Raw genomic sequence first — 22,445 nt, 5'->3', positions numbered from 1 at the left:
GGGGGGGGGGGGGGGGTGTCCCCTCCGCGCCGCGCCCCTCGTCACCCTCACCTTCCCACTCGGCTGCGCCGAGCGGGCCCCTCCCTCTCCCAATGGGAGAGGGAACACAGCGAGACGTCCAATGACAACCGCATCCTCCATGTTCTCGGCGAAGCTGGTCGTTCCCGCGATCGGCGACTCCTTCAAGAAGCTCGATCCGCGTGAACTGATCAAGAACCCGGTGCTGTTCACCACCGCGGTGGTGGCGCTGCTGCTGACCGTATTGCTGATGGTGGGCGGCGAAAACCTGCCTATCGGTTTCCAGCTCCAGCTGATCGTCTGGCTGTGGCTGACGGTCCTGTTCGGCACGTTCGCCGAAGCGCTGGCCGAAGGGCGCGGCCGCGCCCAGGCGGCAAGCTTGCGCACCACCAAGTCCGAGCTCCAGGCCAAGCGCCTGACCGGGGTCGGCGACACCTGGGGCATGGTGGAGGCGTGGCGTCTCCAGAAGGGCGAGATGGTGCTGGTCGAAACCGGCGACCTGATCCCCGTCGACGGCGAAGTGGTCGAGGGCGTCGCATCCGTCAACGAAGCCGCGATCACTGGCGAGTCCGCGCCGGTAATCCGTGAGGCCGGCGGCGACCGCTCGGCGGTGACGGCGGGTACCCGCGTCATCTCCGACCGGATCAAGGTGCGTGTCACGCAGGAACCCGGCCAGGGCTTCCTCGACCGCATGATCGCTTTGGTGGAAGGCGCCGAGCGGCAGAAGACGCCCAACGAGATCGCGCTGACCATTCTGCTCGTCGGGCTGACGATCATCTTCCTGATCGCGGTCGGCACGATTCCGGGATTCGCGCATTATGCCGGCGGCAGCGTGCCCGTCGCGATCCTGGCGGCGCTGCTGATCACGCTCATCCCCACCACCATCGCCGCCTTGCTGTCGGCGATCGGTATCGCTGGAATGGACCGCCTGATCCGCTTCAACGTGCTCGCCAAATCGGGGCGCGCGGTGGAAGCCGCCGGCGACGTCGACACCTTGCTGCTCGACAAGACCGGCACGATCACGATCGGCGACCGTCAGGCGAGCGAGTTCCGCCCGCTGACCGGAGTCGACGCCAAGACGCTCGCCGAAGCGGCGATGCTCGCGAGCCTGGCCGACGAGACGCCCGAGGGCCGCTCGATCGTGACCCTGGCACGCGACAAATTCGCGCTCGCCACCGCGCTGCCGACCGATGCCGAGATCATCCCCTTCACCGCGCAAACGCGTAGCTCCGGCGTCCGCGTCGGCGACACCAAGGTGCTGAAGGGCGCCGTCGACTCGATCCTCAAGACGATCGGCGCCGACACGCCGGGTGCCGCGGAACTCAAGCGCACCACCGATGAGATCGCGCGGGGCGGAATGACTCCGCTCGCGGTCGAGCGGAACGGCCGACTGCTTGGCGCCGTGGCGCTCAAGGACGTGGTCAAGGCGGGCGTGCGCGACCGCTTCGCCGAGCTGCGCCGGATGGGAATCCGTACCGTGATGATCACCGGCGACAACCCGCTGACCGCCGCCGCTATCGCCGCCGAAGCGGGAGTCGACGACTTCCTGGCCGAGGCGACGCCGGAGGACAAATTGGCGCTGATCCGCACCGAACAGACCGGCGGCAAGCTGGTCGCGATGTGCGGCGACGGCACCAACGACGCCCCTGCGCTCGCCCAGGCCGATGTCGGCGTGGCGATGAACACGGGCACGCAGGCCGCGCGCGAAGCCGGCAACATGGTCGACCTCGACAGCGACCCGACCAAGCTGATCGAGATCGTGGGGTTGGGCAAACAATTGCTGATGACGCGCGGCGCGCTGACCACCTTCTCGGTCGCCAACGACGTCGCCAAATATTTCGCGATCATCCCGGCGATGTTCGTGGTGCTCTATCCAGGCCTCGGCGTGCTCAACGTGATGGGGCTCGGCAGCCCGCGCTCGGCGATCCTGTCGGCGATCATCTTCAACGCGCTGATCATCCCCTGCCTGGTCCCGCTGGCGCTCAAGGGCGTGACCTACCGCGCGATCGGCGCCGGGCCACTGCTCGCCCGCAATCTGGCGATCTACGGCCTCGGCGGACTGATCGCGCCGTTCGTCGGGATCAAGCTGATCGATCTGGCCGTGGGCGGACTAGGGCTGGCCTAGTCGAGATATCGCCCCTCCCCTTCAGGGGACGGGTTGGGGGGTGGGGCAGTGCCGCAAGCTGGTCGCCTGTGGATAGGCCCCACCCCAACCCCTCCCCTGAAGGGGAGGGGCTAGAAAGGAAGAAAGATGCTCAAGGATTTCACCACTGCCCTCCGCCCGGCCCTCGTGCTGACTTTGCTATTCGCCGCCCTGCTTGGCCTCGCCTACCCCGCCGCGATCACAGGAGTTGGTCAACTGGTCGCCCCGAGCGCCGCTAACGGTAGCCTGATCCGCGATGCCAAGGGCCAAGTCATCGGCTCATCGCTGATCGGCCAGGGATTCACCTCGAACCGCTATTTCCACGGCCGCCCCTCGGCCGCGGGCAAGAACGGTTACGACGCCACTGCCTCGTCGGGCTCCAATCTCGCCCCGACCAGCCAAGCGCTCGTCGACCGCGTCAAGACCGACCTCGCCTCGGCCAAGGCATCCGCTCCCGCACCAGGTTCCAATGTACCCGCCGATCTGGTGACGGCCTCCGCCTCGGGGCTCGATCCCGATATCAGCCCCGAGGCGGCTTTGTTCCAGGTGCCGCGCGTCGCCAAGGCGCGCGGGATCGACCCCGCCAAGCTGCGCCAAGTCGTCAGCGACAACACCGCCTATCCATTGCTTGGATTTCTCGGCGAACCACGGGTGAATGTGCTCGCGCTCAACCTTGCCCTCGACCGGATCGCGCCGCGGCCGTAACGTCTCGGCCATGGCCGTCCAGCCCCGTATCCTGATCGTCGAGGACGATGCGCATATCCGCCGCCTGCTCCGTGTAGCTGTCGAGCGCGCCGGCTATGCGGCGACAGAGGCGGCGACGGCCCGGGACGCACTGTCGGCGGCAGACATCGACAAGCCCGAACTCGTCCTGCTCGACCTCGGCCTGCCCGACCGTGACGGGCTCGAATTGATCCAATTGTTTCGCGGCCGCGCCGGTGCGACGGTCATCGTCGTGTCGGCGCGCGAGGACACGTCGGAAAAGGTCGCCGCGCTCGACCTGGGTGCCGACGATTATCTGACCAAGCCGTTCGATACCGAGGAATTGCTCGCCCGCGTCCGCACCGCGCTGCGCCACCGCATCGCCGGCGAGACAGGGCAAACAATGGTCTTGGCGGGGGATATCGAGATCGACCTGGAGCGCCGCCGCGTCCGCCGCATCGGCGAGGAGGTCCATCTCTCGCCCAAGGAATATGAGGTGCTCGCCGAGCTCGCCAAACGCCCCGACCGCGTGATCGGCCATCGCCAGCTGCTGCGCACGGTCTGGGGACCGGCTCATGAGGATCATGTCGATTATCTGCGAATCGTCGTCCGCAATATACGCCAGAAACTGGAAACCGACCCGGCTCGGCCGCGGCTGATCACCAACGAGCCTGGCGTGGGTTATCGGCTGACCGGCGTCCGCTAGCGGATGCGACTACCGGCGCGCTCACTCCTGACCAACGCTACTTGCGCCTCTTATCGCGCCGGGGTCGAATTTTAGAGACAGATCACCCGGCAATGTCGATAATCGCGGTCCGATGCAGACCGAATTCGACGAGGAGAGGACCAGCGAGCGGGCACATCGACCGACCTCGTTCGATGTCGCGTCTTTAGCCCAAGTGTCGCAATCGACCGTGTCGCGCGCGCTGCGCGGCGATCCCTCGATCACCCCCGAGACGCGCGACCGCGTCGCCCGCGCGGCAGCCGAGCTCGGCTATCGCCCCGACAGCCGCGCGGTCAGGCTCCGCGGCGGCGCGGTCGGGACGGTGGCGGTGGTTCTGCTGACCTCATCGGAACTTGAGCGGCGCGCGCTCAACCCCTTCTATTTCGACATAATGGGCGCGGTCGAGGCGGCGGCGGCGCGGCGCGGCATGGGCATCCTGCTATCGTATCAGAGCACGCCGGAGTCACTGCGCAGCGACTTCGAACAACGACGCGAAGCCGACGGATTGATCGTGATCGGCACCGCGGCGAACCGCTTTGCCTGGGACTATTTCGCCCGCGCGCGGCAGGCCGGCAGCAACCTTGTCGCCTGGGGAGCGCCGGATGATTCGCTACCGATCGTCCGCGCCGACAATCATGCGGCGGGCGTGCTGGCGGTCGAGCATTTGATAGGGGCCGGCCGTCGGCGGATCGCGTTTGTCGGGCCCGGCTGGGAGGCACACCAAGCGTTTCGCTTGCGGCGGCAGGGCTATCTCGATGTGCTCGCAAAACACGGCCTGACCGCGATCGAGGTCACGGCACCGCCGATCGACGATCGCCACGCGCAGGGAGAAGCCGCGGCCGCGCAATTGCTGGCAATCAGCCCTGCGATCGACGCCGTGTTCGCGGCATCCGATACGCTCGCGTCGGGCATCATGCGCGGGCTGCAGGAAGCGGGCCTCCGCATTCCCGCGGACGTCGCGATCGTCGGCTTCGACGGCGGTTTCGGCGCGCGGCAATCCACCCCGGCGCTGACGACGATCGAACAGGATGTGGCCAGCGCGGGCGAGATGCTGGTCGAAGCGCTGTTCGGACCGGCAGAAGCGATAGACAGCACCGGAAAGGCGTTCGTTCCCGTGCAATTGGTGGTTCGGGGAAGTAGTTAGAACCCAGCCGGGGGATGGAGACAATGCCCGTCCCCAAGGGTTTAGCGGCGCGTCAGAAGCTCCAACTCGCACCTGCCGTCAGCGCGGCCTTGCCGTGGAAGCTGCCCGAATAATAATCCTTGGCCGGCCCGCCGCCCGACAGCGCGGCGTGAAGATCGAAACTCCCCAGCTCGCGCGCCACGCTTAGCCGCCAGTCATAGCGAGCGGCATAGCCAGGCTGATATTGCGCCGGGGTCGCCAGATAGACCTGCGATCCGAGATGGCCGTTTACCCGCCAGTGGGTCGCCGGCCGAAACGTGGCCTCGACTTCCGCATAAAGCGACGATGCATCGGCGCGGAAATAATCGGGCGAGTAATAGACTCGCGCTGAAAACGGACCGGACGCGAGGCCGAGATAGATTTCGGTATAATTGTGCGACCGGCTCCCGCGGTCGGCGGAGCGATATTGGCTGCGGGCTATGCCGCCATCGATCGACAGTGCCGCGTTCAGGCGGCGAGCGTAGCCGATATTGCCCTGGACTCCCAGGAACAGCGGATCTTCACGGCCGATCTCCCCGGTGGCCGACAGGTTGAGATAAACGCCGTTATCGTCGTCATAGCCGATTTGCGCGGTCGCGACGGGGCGTCCCGCGCTCAACGAATAGCCGCGCAGGCGATAGTCGCTCTCGACATCGATGCTGCCGCTGACCTGGGCATTTGCCGGAGCCCCGGCGAAGCACAGGATCAGGAGCGCGGCCAGCGCACCCATAGGCCGCAGGTCAGCGCGGCCTCGTCGCCAGCCGCCGGTCGATCGCGCACGAACAATCACAACCCGGCGACGTCCCGACCAAGGAGGCGCAGGCGTCGATTGCGCCGCTCGCCATGCGGTCCAGGGTGATGTGGGTTGCGCGGCCACCGGCCTGGCGCATCAGAGCGATCAACCCGGTGACATGCGCGACCGCGTAGGAACTGCCGTTGACGAGGTACCATTTACCCCCCGGTTGTGTGGTCGGCACGTCGCGGCCGGGCGCAATGTACACGCGCGCTGGTAAGGACCGCAAAGATTCGTCGGCGACGGCAACGACGCCGGGCATGGAAGCGGGAAATCCGCCCTGGGGCAGAGAAGGATCGAATGCCGCGACCACCGAGAGATTGCGCGCAACGGCAAGGTCGATCAGCCGCGCCAGCAGCGGATCGGCCGGACCGGCGAGACTGAGGTTGATCACTTCGGCCTTATGCTCGATCGCGAATTGCAGCGCTCGCGCCAGGCTGAGGCTGTTGCAGAGCGTAGGACCGGCGGCGGTCTGCCAGCACGCCCGCAACGCCATCATCCGCGCGTCGGGCGCGATCCCGGCGATACCGATACCATTCCCCGCCTTGGCGCCGACGATACCGGCAACGCCCGTACCATGCGCTTCACCCGAGGCCGAGCGGCGATCGAGATCGGAATTGGCGACGAAATCGAGATTGGCGGTGAACTGGCCGGCCAGATCGGGATGCGCGACGTCGATCTTGCTGTCGATAATGGCGATGGAAACGTTGCGACCAGTGGCGATGCGGTGGAGATCGGCGAGCCGCCAGGCCATGGCAGCCGGCTGTGCTCGAAAGAGCGGGTCGTTGGGCGCGGCCCCCACGGGCGAGCCGCGCGCCTGGTACGTTTGCAGCGGTTGCGACCAGGCGACCGCTGAATCCTTCGACACCTGGGCGATCGCCGCGTCCATCGCCATGCCGTCCGGCACGCGCATGACGTAGCAATCGACCCCGATCAGCGGCATCGGCCAGCCGTCGACCAACTTCAGCCGGTTACGCCGCGCGATCCCTGCGGCGAGCCGCCGCCGCGCGGCCATTGCCGCGCCATCGCCATAGCTGCCGCTATAGGCCGCGCCGGGACGATAATGCGGCGGCGCCATCTTCAGCATCACCAGGATCTGGCGATGGGCGTCGGCCGCGGACCGCTCCTGCGCATAGGCCGGCGTCCCCACGGCCAACGTGGCGAGGCCGCACAAGGCCAGGCAAAGCCGCAACCATCGGCGCCAGGTCATGGCTGCGATCCGGGGTCGATCGGCTCGGCCAGGACGATTTCGGGCGTCGTACGCAAGCCGTCGAGCGCTTGTGCCCGGCTCGCGGGCGCGATCCGCACGACATAGGCGCCGCTCGCGGTGGGGCCGTCGACGATGCGCGCGCCCGCCTTGGTCAATGCCGCGCGCAGGTCGCTGTCGCGCGCATCGGGCTTGAACATCACCAGCGCATTGCCCGGCGCCGCTGTCGGTGCCGATCCCAGCGCGCGATAGGTTTCTCCGGCAGGCGATGGCGCGCCGGGGACAATGGCAACAGCGAACGCCACGGCAGCCGCCGCCGCGAGCGGCCCGCCAAGCACCCATCCCATCGCCACCTTGCGGCGCAAGAACGGCACCGGCTCCGCCAGCCGGCGCGGGGGCCCAGCGGCGTCGATCCGGTCACTCAGCGTCGACCAGGCGTGTTCGACGTCGAGTGGCAGTGCAGCGACCTCACGCGCCAGAACCCGCTCCGCCGCCAGATCGTTGCGGCACTCGGCGCATTCGGCGAGATGCGCCTCGACCATCGCGGCTTCATCAGCCTCCAGCGTGCCGTTGGCATACCAGGGTAGCAATTGCTGCGTCTGTTCATGAGGGCTGCCGCGCAGCCGGATGATCTCAGCCATCGAACAATTCCCTAGATCCAGTCAGTCAACGCGCCCGAGAGGCGACGCCGCAAGTGCCGGCGGGCGTGGAACATGCGAGTCTTCACCGTGTCGACCGGGCATTCGAGAATCGTCGCGATCTCGCGATAGCCCAGGTCGTGAAAATAGGTCAGGTCGACCACCGCGCGATGCGCCGGCGACAATTCGTCCATCGCGCGCATCAGCAACGCATTGATGCGCTGGCGCGCCGATACGTCCTCGGGGCTCGCCGCGTCGCTGACCCGGTTCTCGGCGTCCTTGTCCTCGACCGCCTCGTCCTGCCGCTTCAGGCCCTTCATCGCCTTGCGATAGGCGATGGCGAAGACCCAGGTCGACAGCTTGCTTGCGCCATTGAAGCTGTCGGCGCGGTTCCAAACGACCATCATCGTGTCGTCTAGCACTTCCTCGACCAATGTCGGACGCCGGATCAGGTTGAGCAGGAACCGTGTCAGCCGAGGATGATAGAGGCGGTACAATTCCTCGAACGCCGCGCGGTCGCCGCCCACGACGCGAGCGAACAGCACCATCTCCGTGTCCGATCCGCCGCCGCGCCCGCGCTCGCGCACCGCTACCAAACCGACCTTACCTTTCATCACCCGCCGCCGCTTCCACGATACCGCGTTTGTGCCGGGCCCGCATCGGATAGTTCATCGCACCGCGTTCGCGCTGGCGTAACGGCACGATTAGACACTAGATCGCCGCTACGACCGAGCGCGGCTGGAGAGGCAAGAATGGTGAGCGACAAGCGGGTGTGTTTCGATTTCGAGGTCGAGTTTTCGAACGGGGGCGGCATCCAGGGTCAGGATTTCCGGCTCGATATCGACGACGACGACATCACCGACGACATGCTCGCCGCTCATATCATCGCCGATCTGCGGCTGCTCATGGTCGGCAAGGTGCGGATCCACAACAAGCGGATCATCGAGGAGCGCCACAAACGCACCGCCATGGCCGCTCGGCCGACGACGACCGACGCGAGCCGCCGCATCGACCTCAGCCACACGATCAAAGACGGAATGATCACCTATAAGGGATTGCCCGCTCCCCTGATGTGCGATCACCTATCGCGCGAGCAATCGCGCGCGACCTATGCTGAAGGCACCGAGTTCCAGATCGGCAAGATCGAGATGGTCGGAAATACCGGTACCTATCTCGACACGCCGTTCCATCGTTACGCCGACGGCTATGACCTGTCCGGGCTCGATCTCGACCGCATCAGCGGTGTACCGGCGGTCGTGGTGCGGGTGGCAGGGCAAGTCGGGCGCGCGATCGACTGGACCGCCTTTGCCGCGACCGATGTCGGCGGCCGCGCGGTGCTGGTCCATACCGGATGGGATCGCCATTGGCGGACCGACCAATATTTCGAGGATCATCCATTCCTTACCGCCGATGCGGCCACCTATCTGCGCGATCATGGCGCGCTGGTGGTCGGCATCGATTCCTACAATATCGACGACGTTTCCGGCGGAGAGCGACCGGTGCATACGATCCTGCTCGGCGCGGGGATTCCGATCTGCGAGCATATGACCAACCTGGATCCGCTCCCGATCGACGGGTTCCGCTTCTGGGCAGTACCGCCAAAGGTCAGCAAGATGGGCACGTTCCCGGTCCGCGCTCATGCTATATTGGAGGGATGACGACCCTGCGATCGATTGCCGTTGCGGGCTCGTCTTCAAGCTGGCGAAACCCGGTCGGGCTTCCTAGCTAGCCACGGCGCGGCCGGGGCCCTTCCGGGCGCGAAACCGTGGAGCTGCATCGATGAGCGAGCCGACCGATTATACCCCGCCGAAAATCTGGACCTGGGACAAGGAAAACGGCGGCGCGTTCGCCAATATCAATAGGCCGATCGCCGGACCGACCCACGACAAGGATCTGCCGGTCGGCAAGCACTCGCTGCAACTCTACTCGCTCGCCACGCCCAACGGCGTGAAAGTGACGATCATGCTCGAGGAGTTGCTCGCCCTCGGCCATAAAGGTGCCGAATATGACGCCTGGCTGATCCGCATCAACCAGGGCGACCAGTTCGGCAGCGGCTTCGTCGCCGCCAATCCCAATTCCAAGATTCCTGCGCTGATGGATCACACCGACCCGACCGCCCCGGTGCGCGTGTTCGAATCCGGCGCGATCCTGATCTATCTGGCCGAGAAGTTCGGCGCGTTCCTGCCCACCGACTATCCTGCGCGCGCCGAAGTCCTGTCCTGGCTGATGTGGCAGATGGGCAGCGCGCCGTTCCTCGGCGGCGGGTTCGGGCATTTCTACGCCTATGCGCCGTTCAAGCAGGAATATCCGATCAACCGCTATGCGATGGAAGTGAAGCGTCAGCTCGACGTGCTCGATCGCCGGCTGGACGAGAGCGAGTATCTCGGCGGCAAGGATTATTCGATCGCCGATATGGCGACCGCGCCCTGGTACGGCGCGCTGGTCAAGGGGCTGGCCTATGACGCCGGCGAGTTCCTGCAGGTGCAGGAGTACAAGAACGTCATCCGCTGGACCAACCAGATCTTCGATCGCCCCGCGGTGAAGCGCGGCCGCATGGTCAATAAAGTGACCGGCGAGCCGTCGGAGCAACTCCACGAACGCCACGACGCGAGCGATTTCGAGCTGCGCACCGCCGACAAGCTGGAGGCGGCGGACTGAGGCTCGCTTTTTGCGCTCCCGCCTCGGCCGACGGTCGGACGGGAGTTGCAAACTAAGGGCTTGGGGGCGGCAGAATTGCGAATGGCGGCACCAAAACCGCCTATCGTGGAGGTTCGCCGTGCCTCAGCCTCGCCGAAACCCGCAGAAGTCTGCGGGTTTTGCACCTTAATTCCGTGGGATCGAGATGGCCAAGAGAAAATCCGTCAGAAATCGTGGCAGACTTCCTCCACTGACGTCAGGGACGATTGCAAAGCCGGTCATAGCGTCGGCTAGTGGGTCGTGAGCCGTCTGTCCGCTTCCAGAAACGCTGGCGTCAAAGCAAACATAAACCAGCAGATGACGCCCACCGCAGGTGTTGGGCCGTGTGTGGACTGACTGGTTTCGGGCGATAGGCGACAGTCCGGCCGGCATCCTCGACCTGCCCCCTCGGCTACGGCTTAAGAGCGTCGAACGACGAGAAGATGCACCGAGCCAGGCACCATCGTCGGACGCGCGCCAGGCTGCGCGGGCAGGTTGAAGCGTGCCGTCGGCAAATAGACGGTGCCGCTCGCCGGATCGATTGCGCCGGTCCTAGCCCCCACTTCGGTGGTGAAGCGCGCGACATGCCGCGCGCCGCCAAGAGCATTAAGCGCAATCACGTCGAGCACGCCGTCGCGCCCGCACGGGATGAGGGCGAGGTTGTGGGCTGCGTCTATCAGCACCGTATCCGGTCCCCGGCCGATATCAACCAGGCCAACCAATGTGCCGTGCGACGGGTCGATGATGGCCGCTTTGCCGTTGGCGCAGGCGCTAACGATACGGTCGGTCTTGGCGTCGTAGCCGATGCCGCTCGGTCCCTCGCAGCCGGCAAGAGCGATCGGCGTCCCGGCCACCCCCTTGTCGAGGTCGATCACTTCCACCTCATTGGCGTCTTCGTCATTGACGTAGAGCTTGCGATTGCCGGCTACCACGGCGGCTTCGAGCCCGGCCTTTGACGGGATCGTCTTGACCAGCTTGGCTGCATTGGTGTCGATCACGGCGACCGAACCCTCCGCCGCATTCATCACCAGCGCATGCCCCGTGATGGGATCGAGCGTCGCGGCGTCGGGCTTTTTGCCGACGGCGATCCGTGCCAGTTCCGAGCCGCTGGCGATATCTAGGATGCGCACGCTGGCATCGTTGCCGCTGGTGACCAGCACGCGCTTGCCGTCGGGCAGCGGCAGGACGGCATGGCCGTGCTGGATCGAGCCAATGGTGCGGACCGCATTGCCATGCGCCACGTCGATCACGTCGACCGAAGTGCCGCGCGCGACCAGCACCTGGCCCGATTTCGCATCGAAGCTCGCATAGTCCCAGCCCCCATCGGGAAGTGCGACCGACTGTGCCACATGATAGCCGGATGACGGTGCGGCGGCGACTCCCACGAACATGATCGACGTCAACAATGCCCAGTTGCGCATGGTGTGATTCCCTCCGGCTGGATGGTCAGGCCTTTGCGCATCCTGGGTGATGACTGACTAGTGCCAGGTCTCCACATTGGGAAAATACAATGCGATGCGCAGGCGGACGCAACCCATGTTGGGGAAAAGCCACAGTCGCCGCCACCGCCCCGCAAGGCGTACCCCGCGATAATGGTCGCGCCGGCTCAAAGTTCGCCGGCGGCAAGGAGTGACGATGACGCGTTTAATGATTGCGGCGACGATGATTGCCGCGCTTACGGCCCCTGCGTTCGCGACGACCCCGCAGCACAAGCCCCGCCTGACCATGGCCCAGGCGCGGGAGATCGCGCTCAAGCGCGCGCCAGGCACGGTTGCCGACGCCGAATATGAGCGCGAAAAGGGCGCATGGCGCTATTCGTTCGATATCCGTCAGGGCAAACGCATCCACGAGATCGGTGTGGATGGCGATACCGGTAGGATCGTCGAGGACAGCTATGAAAATCCAAAATCCAGCGATTGATGGCGCGGACCCATGCGGGTCCTGATCGCCGAGGACGATATCGAAACGGCCAGGTTCCTCGAGCGCGGGCTCGAGGAGCTTGGCCACACCGCGACTCTGGTCAGTGAAGGCGAAGACGCGCTCCACGCCGCCGCGACCTGCGAGTTCGACGCGATCGTGCTCGATCGTATGCTACCGGGGCTGAGCGGGCTCGACGTGCTGCGGCGGCTGCGCGCCGCGAAAGTGCGGGCGCCCGTGCTGCTGCTGACGGCGCTGGGTGGAATCACCGACCGCGTCGAAGGGCTCGAGGCGGGCGCCGACGATTATCTGGTCAAGCCGTTCGCGTTCGCCGAGCTGACCGCGAGGCTCAACGCGCTGCTGCGGCGGCCGCCGCTCAGCGATGTGGTGACGCGGTTCGAAGTGGGCGATGTGACGCTCGACCTGTTGCGCCGTGATGTCACGCGCGGCGGCAAGGCCGTCCACCTCCAGCCGCGCGAATTCGCGCTGTTGGAGCAGCTCATGCGCCACGCCGGGCGGGTGGTCACGCGGACGATGCTGCTCGAACTGGTCTGGGGCTATCATTTCGATCCGCAGACCAACATCGTCGAAAGCCATTTGAGCCGGCTGCGCTCCAAGCTGCGCGACGCGGGCGGCGACGATCCGATCGAGACCGTGCGCGGCGCCGGATATCGGATGCGCGCCAGTGGTTAGCTTGCGCACGAGCGCCGCCTATCGCATCGCCTTCACCTACGCGACGGCGTTCGCGCTGGCGATGCTTCTGCTGGGGACAGCGGTCTATTTCGCCGCCGATGCGGAATTCCGCCGCCAGCGTGACAAGGCCATCGTCGAAGAAGCGGTCGAGCTGGCGCGCGAGGCGAACGACCCGCGCGAGCTTCGGCAGGAAATAGACGAGCGAGCGCGACTGAGTTCGCCCGAAGGGTTCGGTATTGCGCTGTTCGATCGTTCGGGCCGGCGGGTTGCCGGTACGCTCGCGGCAGAGCGGCCGCCAGCGGGCCTTGGCGATATCGTCTTCCATGACCCCAAGGAGGGGCCAGACATAGCGCGCGCCGATGCCATCGATTTGCCCGACGGATCGCGCCTCGTCGTGGCGCTCGATTCCGAGACGATCGAGAACATCGACGCGACGATCCTCGCGCTGTTCGGCGTGGCGTTCGTAGCGCTGCTCCTGGTGGGCGGCGTGAGCGCGCTGTTGCTCGGCCGCTATTTGCGCCTGCGGCTTGGCACGATCAGTAGCACCGCGCGCGCGATCGTCGAAGGCGATTTCGCGCACCGCGTTCCGGTCAGTCCGCGAGGCGACGAGTTCGATCAGGTCGGGTCGGCGCTCAATGCGATGCTCGACCGCATCGATCAGCTGATGGAGAATCTGCGGCAGGTTTCGAGCGACATCGCGCATGATCTGCGCACACCGCTGGTACGGCTGCGCAACCAGCTCGAACTGGTCGGTTCGGTCGATGACGCCGCCGAAAAGGCGATCCAGCAAGGCGATGCGCTGCTTGCTCTGTTCGCAGCGATCCTGCGCATTTCCGAAGTGGAAGGCGGCAAACTGGCGGCGTCGTTCGAAGCGCTCGACTTGAGCGCGCTCGCCGAAGACGTGTGCGAGACGTTCCAGCCGGCGATTGCCGACAGCAAGCGCGCGCTCGACTGGGCGATTGCCCCTGGCATCCGCGTGCTCGGCAACCGCGAGTTGCTCGCGCAGGCGATCGGCAATCTGCTCGACAACGCGCGTCTCCACACACCGCCCGGCACGCAGATTGCCGTGACGCTGGTTGCGCGGGCAGCGGCCGCGGAACTCACCGTCTCTGATCAAGGCCCCGGTGTTCCGGCTCAAGACTATGAGCGCATGCTGCACCGGTTCACGCGTGGCGAGGCCAGCCGGAGCACGCCGGGTGCAGGGCTCGGCCTCAGTCTCGTCGCGGCGGTCGCGAAGGCGCATGGCGGGCAGGTTGTGCTGGCCGACAACGCGCCCGGGCTGCGCGTCACGCTAATCCTGCCGGTCGCTGGCGGCTGATCAGGCGCTCGCCTCGGCCGGTTGTGCGTTGGGAGCCTGGCGGCCGATCCTCCCCAGCAGGAGGACCAGCATCGGCAGGATCGCCAGCACCAGCGGCGCCCCGACCCCGAGCCCGAAGATGATCGCGGTCGCGAGCGGCTTCTGCAATCCCGAACCCCGGCTGAGCCCGAGCGCAAGCGGTGCGAGCGTCAGGATCGCGATCAGCGCCGACATCAGGATCGGCCGCAACCGCGCGCGCCCCGCCTCAAGCAGCGATTCGCGCGTAACCGGAACGTCGGGCGGCAGTTCGGCGAGAAGGAAGATCGCGAGTTCGGTGAGCATGCCGACCACCATCGTCAGCCCCATCAGCGCCGATATGTCGAGTTCGGTCCCGGTGACCCATAAGCCGGCGAACACCGCCGCTGTCGACAGCAGCACGGTCGCGATCACCGCGGCGGTGAATGCCCAAGTCTCGAATAATAATGTTAACAGCAGCGCCGAAAGCAGGAGCGCGGCGGCGAAGACCGTGGCAAGGTCGCGGAACGATTGCTGCTGCTGTGCATAGAGCCCGCCATAGTCAACGCGAACTTCCGACGGCAGATGCAGGGCGGCGACGGCCGCGCGGACATCCTTCATGCCCGTGCCGAGATCCTTGCCCTCGAGGCGCGCGGTCACCGGGATGAACGGTGCCAGGTCCTCGCGCATGATCTGGCGCTGTCCGGCAGCGATGCTGATGTCTGCGATGGAGTGCAGCAACACCGACCGCCCGTCGGCGGAACGAACGATCAGCGCACGCAGCGCGTCAGCTCGGCGGCGAAGGTCCTGCGGCAGCCGTACGCGAACGTCGATCACCTGCTCACCCGACAGGATCTGCGTGGCGACCGTCCCGCCCACCTGCGCCTCAACCTGTTTCGCGACGGCGTCGGGGTCGAGCCCGGCGAGTGCCGCGGCGGGACGGTCGACCTTGATCAGGATCGCGTCGCCGGCGACGCGCAACCCGCTCGCGACTTCAACCACGCCCTGAATCTTGGTGAGGGCATCGACCACCTTGCCGGCGGAATCCTCGAGCGCCTTGGGATCGTCGCTGAACAATTTGACTTCGATCGGCTGCGGCACAGCGGTCAGGTCGCCGATAAGGTCTTCCATGAGCTGCGCGGTCTCGATTTCGAGCCCGGGCACGGTCGTTTCTACCTTATTGCGAATCTCGGACATCACCGCGTCGATGCCACGGCGCGAACCGCCCTTCAGGCGGATGAAGAAATCGCCTTCGTCGGCTTCGGTCAGGCCGCCGCCGAGTTGAAGCCCGGTCCGCCGCGAATAACTGGAGACTTCGGGCGTCTCGCGGATGATCTGCTCGACCTGGCGGAGCAGCCGGTCGGTGTCGCTGAGCGCGGCGCCGGGCTTGGCCTTATAGTCGAGGATGAAGCCGCCTTCGTCCATGACCGGCATGAACCCCGATTGGAGATGCGACCAAGCGAGCGCGCCTATCACGACGAGCACGGCCGCTGCCAATCCCGAGATCAGCGCGGGACGCGCGAACGCGCGGCCCACGATCCGCTGATAGCCGCGGCCAAGCGGTCCGGTGAACCGTTCGGCTTTGTCGGCCGATTTGGCATCCTTGAGTGTCAGCCAACGGTCGGCGATGATCGGCAGCACGAAGCGCGCATAGAGCAGCGATACCGCCAGCGCCGCGACCATGGTCACCGCGAGCGCCTTGAAGAAACCGCCGGTCACGCCCGAGATGAACGCGAGCGGCACGAACACCACGATCGTCGCGGCGGTCGATCCGAACAGCGGCTTGGCCATTTCGCGCGCGGCGGCGAGCATCGAGGGTCGCTCGGATTTGTCCTCCGCCTCCTGAAGCCGCCGCATCAGATGCTCAAGCATCACCACGGCATCGTCGACGACCAGACCGACGGCCGCCGCCATGCCGCCCAGCGTCATCATGTTGAAGCTCATCCTGAGCGCGAACAACACGAGGCAAGTCGCCGCGAGCACCGCCGGCAGCAACCCCGCCGTGATCACCATCAGGCGCCAGCTGCGCAGGAACAGGAACAGCACCAGCCCAGCGAGCACCGCCCCGAGCAGAATGGCATCGCGCACCGCATCGGCGGCGCCAGTCACCAGCTCCGACTGGTCGTAGAAATAGCTGACACGTACGTCCGCCGGAAGCGCCAGCGCCTTGAGCCGCGTGTCGACCTCCTTGACGAGCCCCACGGCGTCGGCGGCCGGCGTCTGGCGCACATTGACCAGCACGGCATCGGTGCCGTTCGACGTCACCCGCGTCCATACCGGCGCCGGCGCGCGGCGAATCGTCGCGATCTCGCCGAGCGTAGCGACGCCCGCGCTCGCGAACGCACCAGACTTGACCGGCACGGCGGCGATGTCGCTCTCGCTGGAGAGGCGATCCTCAACCAGCGCAAGATACAAGCGATGGCGATCCTCGATCCGCCCGACCGCCGCGACGCTGTTGGCATTGCCAAGCGCGGTCGCGACATCTGTCATGGTCAGGCCGAACAGCTGGAGTTTGGCCGGATCGACTTCGACTTCGACCTCGGGCGTGCCGCCGCCGAGCACATCGACGCCCGCCACGCCGGCGACGCTCGACAGTACCGGCCGCAGCTTCAGTTGCGCTAGCTGAGCGAGCGCAACGCCGTCGCGCTTGGTCGAGGTGAGCGAAATGCCCAGCACGGGGAAGATCGTCGGGTCGGAACGCCGCACTTCAAAACGCGTGCCCGCCGGCAGATCGGGCAGGATCGTCGCGAGCGCGCCCTGCGTCGCCAGCGTCGCCGCGACCATGTCGTCGCCCCAATTGAAGCCCAGCTCGACTTCGGCCGAGCCCCGGCTGGTGGTCGATCGAATCTTGGTGACGCCGGGTATCTGGCGCAGCGCTATTTCGGCGGGGCGCGTGATGTCGGCCGCCATCTGCCCGGCGTCGCGCTCGCCGGCATCGATCGACACGACCACGCGGGGATAATCGATGTGCGGGAACAGCGAGACCGGAAGCCGTGTCGCCGCGAACAGACCGGCAAGCGTGACGAGGAACAGGCTCAGCCAGATCGAGCGGCGATGGCGCTGCAGAACGTCCTTCATCGCGTCGCGCCGGCTCGTTCGGTCACCTTCATCCCGTCCTCGAGCGCGGTGCCTCCTTCGACCACGACGCGGTCGCCGGGCTGGATACCCTTGAGAATCTGGATGCGGTCCGCGGTGGAGCTTCCAGGAGAAACGTCCACCGATTTGGCGACGCCTCCGCGAACCACGAATACATAGCTGCGCCCGCCATCGTCGAGCAGTGCGGCATAGGGAATACTGACACCTGCCTGGGCCGGACCGGTGGCGATCGTCGCCTGCAGAGGCGTCCCGGCGCTGGCGCCAAATCCGGCCGGCAATTGCACATAGACCGATGCCAGGCGCGTTGTCGGGTCGAGCAATGGGTCGACCCCGATAACCGACACCGACGTGCCGTGGCTGCCATCGAGCAGCTCGACATGGATCGTCTCGCCGGCATGCACGCGCGTCGCAAGCGACGGATCGATCCCGAACCGCGCGCGGACATCGCCCCGGGCACCTATCGTTGCGAGCGCCGTCCCGGCAGCGAGCTGATCGCCAGCCTTGGCGGTCAATCCCTGCACCGTCCCGGCGACCGGTGCGCGCAGTGTCAATGCCGCGCCGCTGATGCCCAGATTGGCGCGCGTCGCATCCGCGCTGGCCGCGGCCGCGCGCGCCGTTTCGACATCGGCATCGCTCATCAGACCGTCGGCACGCATGCGCCGCGCGCGAGCATAGGCAGCATCGGCCGCACGCGCGTCGCTTGCCGCCTTGGCGATCGCGGCGCGCGTGGCGAGGCTTGGGCGAAGGGTCGCCACGGCCTGCCCTGCCGAAACCGCCGTCCCGGTTGGCGCGGCGATCGCCGAGACGATCGCTTCCGCCGGAACCGTGAGCGTGTGCATGCTGGCCGGACCTGGCTCGGCCGCGCCGTAGACGCTGATTGCGCCGTTGGCGGTGTCGGCGACGGCGGCGGCGGTGCGCACCCGTGCGACCGGCGGCGGGGTTGCGTCGCTGTTCGATGCATCATCGCCACCCGCGCTGCACCCGGCGAGGAGGAGCGCGACCCCAAGCGTCCAATATTTCATTGTGTCCATCCTTCGCTGGGGCCGCCGGACAGCAGCTCGAGCGCGATCGTCTGTTCGGCGATCTGCTGGTCGAGTTGCAGCAGCGCGAGCTGACGATCGCGTGCGCCCTGTAGCGCAGTATCCGCGGTAGCTCGGGCCAAGTCGCCGCGGGCGGCTGCACGCCGGGTCGCGGCGGCATAGCGCTCGATCTCGGGTAACTGGCCGCGCAGCACATCGTGTTGCCGCCGCAAAGCGGCAAGTGCGGCGACTGCCGTCTCGATTTCCGCGCGGGTCTGGAACAGCCGAGCGGTATATTCGGCGCGAAGCTGTTCGCGTGTCGCGCTGGCGATCGCGATACCCCCGCGATTGCGGTTCCATAACGGCAGCGTGAAGCCGATCTGCGGTCCGATCGTCCGGTTGTCGGCAGTGTCGCGCGCCGCGGCGATCGTCAGCGACAGGTTGGGAAATTGCTGAAGCACCGCCTTGTGCAGCTCGGCCTCGGCGACCTGATAACCTGCGCGCAGCGCCTGGAGGTCGAGGCGACGATCGACCGCCTGTGCAAACAGCACCTCCGCGGAAGGGGGAAGGATCGGCTCCGGCGGCGGCGCCAGTTTGAGGTCCATGGTCGGCGAAAGCCCCAGCTGCGTGTTCAGCTCCGCCTTCGCCGCCGCGAGGTCCTGCTCCGCGGTCCGCACCTTGGCGCTAGCGTCGAGCAGTGCCTGGCGCCGCGCGTCGAGATCGCCCGAAGAGACGTCGCCACGGGCCGCCGCGCGCTGCGTCGCAGCAAACAACTGCTCCGACGACGCGGCGCTCGCTTGCGCCAGTGCGAGTTGCGACGTCAACGAGAGAACGCGCACGCCCAGGAGGCGGGCCTGTCCCGCCGTCTGCCATTCCGCCCAGGCCAGATCGAGCCGCACCTGGCGCTTCGAGGCTTCTCCCGATTCGCGCGTTACGCGGGCCGTACGCAGCTGGCTGAGGTCAAACCCGATCTGCGCACCATAGCCGTTATAGGCGTCAGGCCCGGAGATGAGCTTGTCGAAGCTCCCCTGGAAGCTCGGGTCCGGCAGCAGGCGCGCCGCGAACGCCTGAGCATCGGTTACGCCGAGCTTGGCGCGCTGCGCCTTGAGGTCGGGATTTTCCAGCACCGCAAGCACTGCCAGCGCATTCGGCGTCAGGGGCAACGACAGGTCGATCGGCTGCGGCTTAAGCCAGGGACGATTGATCTTTTGCGCATCGATCGAGAGCAGATCACCGGGTTTGGACGTCAGTGCCTGCCCGGCGGTCGGAAGCGCGTCCGGCGCATAGCTCGCGCAGCCGGCCAGCGCTGCGGCCAGCGACAGCGCCGACAGCCCCGGCATGCTGCGGCGCGTCCCAAGTCCGATCGACATGGCGATCCCTATGCGGCGGGCCATGAGCCGCCACCATCCCCGAAAAGCTTATAAATCCCCAATGTTCGCACCTCGCATTATCGGCCAATCTCCGTGCCGCCCAAAGCCGTGCGAAGACGGGACCACCCCGCCCATCATCGACTGGGCGCCACCTGATTAAATTATCCCAATGATGGCCGTTCGGCCTCAAACTTCGCGGAACTGAAACAATCCACGGGGATGGCGTGCCGGACGGGCCGCCGGTCCGCCGAGATTGGGAGATCAAAAGATGCGTTCGGAAGCAATCTCCCTCGCGGCGCTCGCCGCGGGGATCGCGATGTCGTGCCCGGCCGCCGCCCAGGATGCAGCCTCGACATCTTCACGCGACGACATCGTCATCACCGCCGCGCGCCAGGCCGAGACCGCGCGCAAGGAACAACAGCGCGCGCCCAATGTCATCAACGTCCAGTCCGCCGAAGCGATCGCCAAATACCCGGACGTCAACGCTGCCGAAGCGCTGAGCCGCATCCCCGGCGTTTCGCTGTCGATCGACACGTCCGAGGGCCGCTTCGTCAACATCCGGGGCCTCGACGGCAATCTGAACGGCGCCACGTTCGGCGGCGTGGTCCTGCTCAACACGCAACCTGGCGGCACCTATTTCAATGCCGCGGGTCGTGCGGTCGAATTCGACACCATCCCGATCGGCGCTATCGATCGCATCGTCGTCACCAAGACCGGCATGCCCGACCACGACGCCGAGGGCATCGGCGGCAGCGTGGAACTCACGCCGCGTACCGCGATTGGTACGACGAAGCCGTTCGTCGAAGCGACGCTGGGAGGCGGCATCGAGACGTTCAAGGGCAATGGCCTCTACCGCGACGAAATCGTGGTCGGCGCGCCGCTCGGCAAGAACGCCCAGGGCAACGCACTGCTATCGTTCGTGCTCAGTCAGTTCCTCTACAACGATCGCCGCAGCTTCGACGACATTGAGGCAGCCTATTTCGACAACCAGCCGGCGACGCCGGACAAGGCGTTCGATGCCCTCGAACTGCGCAAATACGACTATCGCCGCAAGCGCTTCGGCTATTCGGGCGAACTCGATCTGACGCCGGATGATCAGCAGCGTTTCTATATCCGTGCAAGTCTCGCCGGCTATAATGAGCATGTCTATCGCAACAGGCTCGAGATCGATGGGCTGGGCGATCCGGTCTCTGCCGATCCGGGCAATGCGAAGGGTTTCGTCGCGCCGAACGCCTCGACCGTGAAGACGCTGCGCGATGAGGACGAATCGCATCACAATTTCGTCGGTCAGCTCGGCGGCGACAACCACCTGGGACCGGTGCGTCTCGAATGGTTCGCGGCTTATTCGCGCGCGACCTACACCAAGAATTACGATTACAATTCGACCTTTGTCGGGCCAAGCGGCGTGACCGTTGCGTATGACAACATCACCGATCCCGATTATCCGCGCTACCATGTGACCAGCGGCGCGAGCATCACCGATCCGTCAAACTATCTGCTCGACGGCATCGGCAACCAGGCCGAGCGTGATCGCGACACCGAATGGTCCTACGCGGCAAGCGCGTCGATCCCGGTCGGACTGGCCTCGGGCGACGAATTCAAGATTGGCGGCAAGCTGCGCTATCGAGAGAAGATCGCGCGCCCCTTCAAGGGAAGCCTCGCTTATGCTGGCTCACCTTATGCACTCAGCAACGACGCGAACGGCGCGCCGGTCACCGACTTTTATCACGCCGGCTATGATATCGGTCCCGAGATTGGCGGCGGCGCGATGCGCACGCTGTTCGGCAATACGCCGCTGGCGCTCAACAGTGGCGGCTATTTCGATGACAACGAAGACGTGTCGGCCGCATTCGCACAATATCACGGCGATTTCGGCCCGCTGGGTGTGCTACTCGGCGTGCGCTACGAACATACCAAGGCGATCTATCGCGGCATCGGCGACACCATCGACGCCGGCGGCAACGTCGTTACCGGCCCGATCTCGACGACGCGCAGTTACGACAATTTCTTTCCCACAGTGCAGCTCCGATACCAGATGGCGCCGTCGCTTGTCGCCCGCGCGACCTATTCGACGGGGCTGGCGCGCCCCGGCTTCTATCAGACGATCCAGGCGACCAGCATCGACCCGGGAGCCGGCAGCGTCTCGACCGGGAATCCGGCGCTCAAGCCGACCTACAGCAACAATTTCGACCTGAGCTTCGAATATTACCTGCCGGGCAGCGGCGTCATTTCGCTGGGCGCGTTCGACAAGGAATTGCGCGACTATATCGTGACGCGCACGGTGCGCGGTTCCTATCCCGGCATCGTCGGAATCGCGACGATCGACACTTACGAGAATGTCTCTGGTGGCCATGCCCGCGGCATCGAAGCCAATTTCGTCGACAAGTTCGCTGGTCTGCCCGGGCTGCTCAACGGTTTCGGTATCGATGCCAACGTGACCTATGTCGATTCGAAGATCGCGCTCCGCGACGGCGAGAGCGTCGCCCTTCCCGGTACCTTCAAATGGTCGTGGAACGCGGCTGCCTTTTATGAGCGCGGCGCGGTCAAGCTACGGTTGGCGTCGCAATATGAAAGTTCGGTGCTGTTCGGCGTCGGCGGCAGCCGTGCGACCGATGTGTTCCAGGACCACCGCTTCACGCTCGACTTCAACGGCAGCTACGACGTGAACCGGCACCTGCAATTCTACGTCAACGCCAAGAATCTCACCAATGCGCCATTGCGCTTCTATGAAGGTTCACCAAACCGCCCAATCCAGCGCGAATTCTACAACATCACGCTCGAGGGCGGCGTCAAGCTTCGCTTTTAGCGCGCCGCCTCCTGTCGGCGATCGATTAGGTGTCGCGCGGATTATCGGCATCCTGCCATAACGGGACTGGAACGGCTCCTCCCCCTGCGAAGCGATCGCGCTTTCGTTTACGAGGCTCCGGCACCGATGTCCCGGCAATCCCAAGACAATCGGTGGCCGAGTGCCTCGA

At 65.9% G+C, this 22,445-nt stretch carries 18 protein-coding genes; 10 read left to right on the top strand and 8 right to left on the bottom strand.

All coding sequences use genetic code 11. The features are described from left to right. Window positions 1–121 precede the first annotated feature (121 nt). From kdpB to SPR01S_RS09870, 4 genes are all read left to right on the top strand, one after another. On the top strand, window positions 122–2,143 hold the full coding sequence (kdpB, locus tag SPR01S_RS09885) for a potassium-transporting ATPase subunit KdpB (RefSeq protein ID WP_066588738.1): 2,022 nt from the start codon (window positions 122–124) through the stop codon (window positions 2,141–2,143). Window positions 2,144–2,269: 126 nt separating this feature from the next. Then, a complete protein-coding gene (kdpC, locus tag SPR01S_RS09880) occupies window positions 2,270–2,866 on the top strand; it encodes a potassium-transporting ATPase subunit KdpC (protein WP_066588735.1) in 597 nt (198 codons plus the stop codon). A 10-nt stretch (window positions 2,867–2,876) separates the two neighbouring features. Further along, on the top strand, window positions 2,877–3,569 hold the full coding sequence (locus SPR01S_RS09875) for a response regulator (protein ID WP_066588733.1): 693 nt from the start codon (window positions 2,877–2,879) through the stop codon (window positions 3,567–3,569). A gap of 112 nt (window positions 3,570–3,681) precedes the next feature. Continuing rightward, a complete protein-coding gene (locus SPR01S_RS09870) occupies window positions 3,682–4,731 on the top strand; it encodes a LacI family DNA-binding transcriptional regulator (protein ID WP_066588731.1) in 1,050 nt (349 codons plus the stop codon). Between the two features lie 52 nt (window positions 4,732–4,783). Here SPR01S_RS09870 and SPR01S_RS09865 read toward each other — a convergent pair whose 3' ends face one another. Genes SPR01S_RS09865 through SPR01S_RS09850 form a run of 4 tightly spaced genes read right to left on the bottom strand, consistent with a single transcriptional unit; the run spans window position 4,784 to window position 8,001 of the window. Continuing rightward, window positions 4,784–5,479 carry a TorF family putative porin gene (locus tag SPR01S_RS09865; RefSeq protein WP_066588728.1) on the bottom strand — a complete coding sequence of 232 codons (696 nt, stop codon included), beginning with the start codon at window positions 5,477–5,479 and terminating at the stop codon, window positions 4,784–4,786. 10 nt (window positions 5,480–5,489) lie between these two features. Then, entirely contained in the window at window positions 5,490–6,752 is a 1,263-nt protein-coding gene (locus SPR01S_RS09860; protein WP_066588725.1) for a S8 family peptidase, read from the bottom strand. Next, window positions 6,749–7,390, bottom strand: a complete 642-nt coding sequence (locus SPR01S_RS09855) for a zf-HC2 domain-containing protein (RefSeq protein ID WP_066588723.1) — start codon at window positions 7,388–7,390, stop codon at window positions 6,749–6,751. Before SPR01S_RS09855 ends, SPR01S_RS09860 begins: the two co-directional genes overlap by 4 nt. An 11-nt stretch (window positions 7,391–7,401) precedes the next feature. After that, window positions 7,402–8,001 (bottom strand): RNA polymerase sigma factor, encoded by a 600-nt coding sequence (locus SPR01S_RS09850; protein WP_066588721.1) that lies wholly within the window; start codon window positions 7,999–8,001, stop codon window positions 7,402–7,404. Between the two features lie 138 nt (window positions 8,002–8,139). Here SPR01S_RS09850 and SPR01S_RS09845 point away from each other — a divergent pair, with 138 nt between their 5' ends. Both SPR01S_RS09845 and yghU read left to right on the top strand, forming a co-directional pair. Beyond that, complete coding sequence (locus tag SPR01S_RS09845; protein ID WP_066588719.1) at window positions 8,140–9,045, top strand: cyclase family protein; 906 nt, start codon at window positions 8,140–8,142, stop codon at window positions 9,043–9,045. Window positions 9,046–9,166: 121 nt separating this feature from the next. Beyond that, a complete protein-coding gene (gene yghU, locus SPR01S_RS09840; RefSeq protein WP_066588717.1) occupies window positions 9,167–10,045 on the top strand; it encodes a glutathione-dependent disulfide-bond oxidoreductase in 879 nt (292 codons plus the stop codon). 437 nt (window positions 10,046–10,482) lie between these two features. Here the strand turns inward: yghU and SPR01S_RS09835 are convergent, their stop codons facing one another. Continuing rightward, window positions 10,483–11,484, bottom strand: coding sequence for a YncE family protein (locus tag SPR01S_RS09835; protein WP_066588714.1), 1,002 nt, complete (start codon window positions 11,482–11,484; stop codon window positions 10,483–10,485). A gap of 214 nt (window positions 11,485–11,698) precedes the next feature. On the opposite strand from SPR01S_RS09835, the gene SPR01S_RS09830 reads away from it, so the two are divergent. The 3 genes from SPR01S_RS09830 to SPR01S_RS09820 are packed head-to-tail and all read left to right on the top strand — an operon-like array spanning window position 11,699 to window position 13,991. Further along, window positions 11,699–11,983, top strand: coding sequence for a PepSY domain-containing protein (locus tag SPR01S_RS09830; protein ID WP_066588711.1), 285 nt, complete (start codon window positions 11,699–11,701; stop codon window positions 11,981–11,983). Between the two features lie 12 nt (window positions 11,984–11,995). Then, the gene (locus SPR01S_RS09825; RefSeq protein WP_066588708.1) at window positions 11,996–12,673 is read left to right on the top strand and encodes a response regulator transcription factor; all 678 of its coding nucleotides are present in this window, start codon (window positions 11,996–11,998) and stop codon (window positions 12,671–12,673) included. Further along, window positions 12,666–13,991 (top strand): sensor histidine kinase, encoded by a 1,326-nt coding sequence (locus SPR01S_RS09820; protein WP_066588705.1) that lies wholly within the window; start codon window positions 12,666–12,668, stop codon window positions 13,989–13,991. Before SPR01S_RS09825 ends, SPR01S_RS09820 begins: the two co-directional genes overlap by 8 nt. On the opposite strand, the gene SPR01S_RS09815 is transcribed toward SPR01S_RS09820, so the two are convergent. Genes SPR01S_RS09815 through SPR01S_RS09805 form a run of 3 tightly spaced genes read right to left on the bottom strand, consistent with a single transcriptional unit; the run spans window position 13,992 to window position 19,494 of the window. Then, on the bottom strand, window positions 13,992–17,063 hold the full coding sequence (locus SPR01S_RS09815) for an efflux RND transporter permease subunit (protein WP_066588701.1): 3,072 nt from the start codon (window positions 17,061–17,063) through the stop codon (window positions 13,992–13,994). It lies immediately after the preceding gene. Further along, a complete protein-coding gene (locus SPR01S_RS09810) occupies window positions 17,060–18,103 on the bottom strand; it encodes an efflux RND transporter periplasmic adaptor subunit (RefSeq protein ID WP_169803415.1) in 1,044 nt (347 codons plus the stop codon). Before SPR01S_RS09810 ends, SPR01S_RS09815 begins: the two co-directional genes overlap by 4 nt. Continuing rightward, window positions 18,100–19,494, bottom strand: coding sequence for a TolC family protein (locus SPR01S_RS09805; protein ID WP_245661937.1), 1,395 nt, complete (start codon window positions 19,492–19,494; stop codon window positions 18,100–18,102). The genes SPR01S_RS09810 and SPR01S_RS09805 overlap by 4 nt, the downstream gene beginning before the upstream one ends. A 244-nt stretch (window positions 19,495–19,738) precedes the next feature. Here SPR01S_RS09805 and SPR01S_RS09800 point away from each other — a divergent pair, with 244 nt between their 5' ends. Further along, a complete protein-coding gene (locus SPR01S_RS09800) occupies window positions 19,739–22,276 on the top strand; it encodes a TonB-dependent receptor (protein ID WP_066588696.1) in 2,538 nt (845 codons plus the stop codon). Window positions 22,277–22,445: the final 169 nt, after the last annotated feature.

The organism is Sphingomonas pruni NBRC 15498, assembly GCF_001598455.1.
GTDB lineage: Bacteria > Pseudomonadota > Alphaproteobacteria > Sphingomonadales > Sphingomonadaceae > Sphingomonas > Sphingomonas pruni.
This window is presented reverse-complemented; position numbering and strand designations above follow the sequence as displayed.

What these genes read in the sequence shown, in the direction of transcription:
- SPR01S_RS09855 (WP_066588723.1), bottom strand. Translation starts at nt 7,390, where the DNA reads ATGGCTGAGATCATCCGGCTGCGCGGCAGCCCTCATGAACAGACGCAG.
- SPR01S_RS09875 (WP_066588733.1), top strand. Translation starts at nt 2,877, where the DNA reads ATGGCCGTCCAGCCCCGTATCCTGATCGTCGAGGACGATGCGCATATC.
- yghU (WP_066588717.1), top strand. Translation starts at nt 9,167, where the DNA reads ATGAGCGAGCCGACCGATTATACCCCGCCGAAAATCTGGACCTGGGAC.
- SPR01S_RS09800 (WP_066588696.1), top strand. Translation starts at nt 19,739, where the DNA reads ATGCGTTCGGAAGCAATCTCCCTCGCGGCGCTCGCCGCGGGGATCGCG.
- SPR01S_RS09865 (WP_066588728.1), bottom strand. Translation starts at nt 5,479, where the DNA reads ATGGGTGCGCTGGCCGCGCTCCTGATCCTGTGCTTCGCCGGGGCTCCG.
- SPR01S_RS09830 (WP_066588711.1), top strand. Translation starts at nt 11,699, where the DNA reads ATGACGCGTTTAATGATTGCGGCGACGATGATTGCCGCGCTTACGGCC.
- SPR01S_RS09835 (WP_066588714.1), bottom strand. Translation starts at nt 11,484, where the DNA reads ATGCGCAACTGGGCATTGTTGACGTCGATCATGTTCGTGGGAGTCGCC.
- SPR01S_RS09845 (WP_066588719.1), top strand. Translation starts at nt 8,140, where the DNA reads ATGGTGAGCGACAAGCGGGTGTGTTTCGATTTCGAGGTCGAGTTTTCG.
- SPR01S_RS09825 (WP_066588708.1), top strand. Translation starts at nt 11,996, where the DNA reads ATGCGGGTCCTGATCGCCGAGGACGATATCGAAACGGCCAGGTTCCTC.
- SPR01S_RS09815 (WP_066588701.1), bottom strand. Translation starts at nt 17,063, where the DNA reads ATGAAGGACGTTCTGCAGCGCCATCGCCGCTCGATCTGGCTGAGCCTG.
- SPR01S_RS09805 (WP_245661937.1), bottom strand. Translation starts at nt 19,494, where the DNA reads ATGGCCCGCCGCATAGGGATCGCCATGTCGATCGGACTTGGGACGCGC.
- SPR01S_RS09810 (WP_169803415.1), bottom strand. Translation starts at nt 18,103, where the DNA reads ATGAAATATTGGACGCTTGGGGTCGCGCTCCTCCTCGCCGGGTGCAGC.
- SPR01S_RS09850 (WP_066588721.1), bottom strand. Translation starts at nt 8,001, where the DNA reads ATGAAAGGTAAGGTCGGTTTGGTAGCGGTGCGCGAGCGCGGGCGCGGC.
- SPR01S_RS09860 (WP_066588725.1), bottom strand. Translation starts at nt 6,752, where the DNA reads ATGACCTGGCGCCGATGGTTGCGGCTTTGCCTGGCCTTGTGCGGCCTC.
- kdpC (WP_066588735.1), top strand. Translation starts at nt 2,270, where the DNA reads ATGCTCAAGGATTTCACCACTGCCCTCCGCCCGGCCCTCGTGCTGACT.
- kdpB (WP_066588738.1), top strand. Translation starts at nt 122, where the DNA reads ATGACAACCGCATCCTCCATGTTCTCGGCGAAGCTGGTCGTTCCCGCG.
- SPR01S_RS09870 (WP_066588731.1), top strand. Translation starts at nt 3,682, where the DNA reads ATGCAGACCGAATTCGACGAGGAGAGGACCAGCGAGCGGGCACATCGA.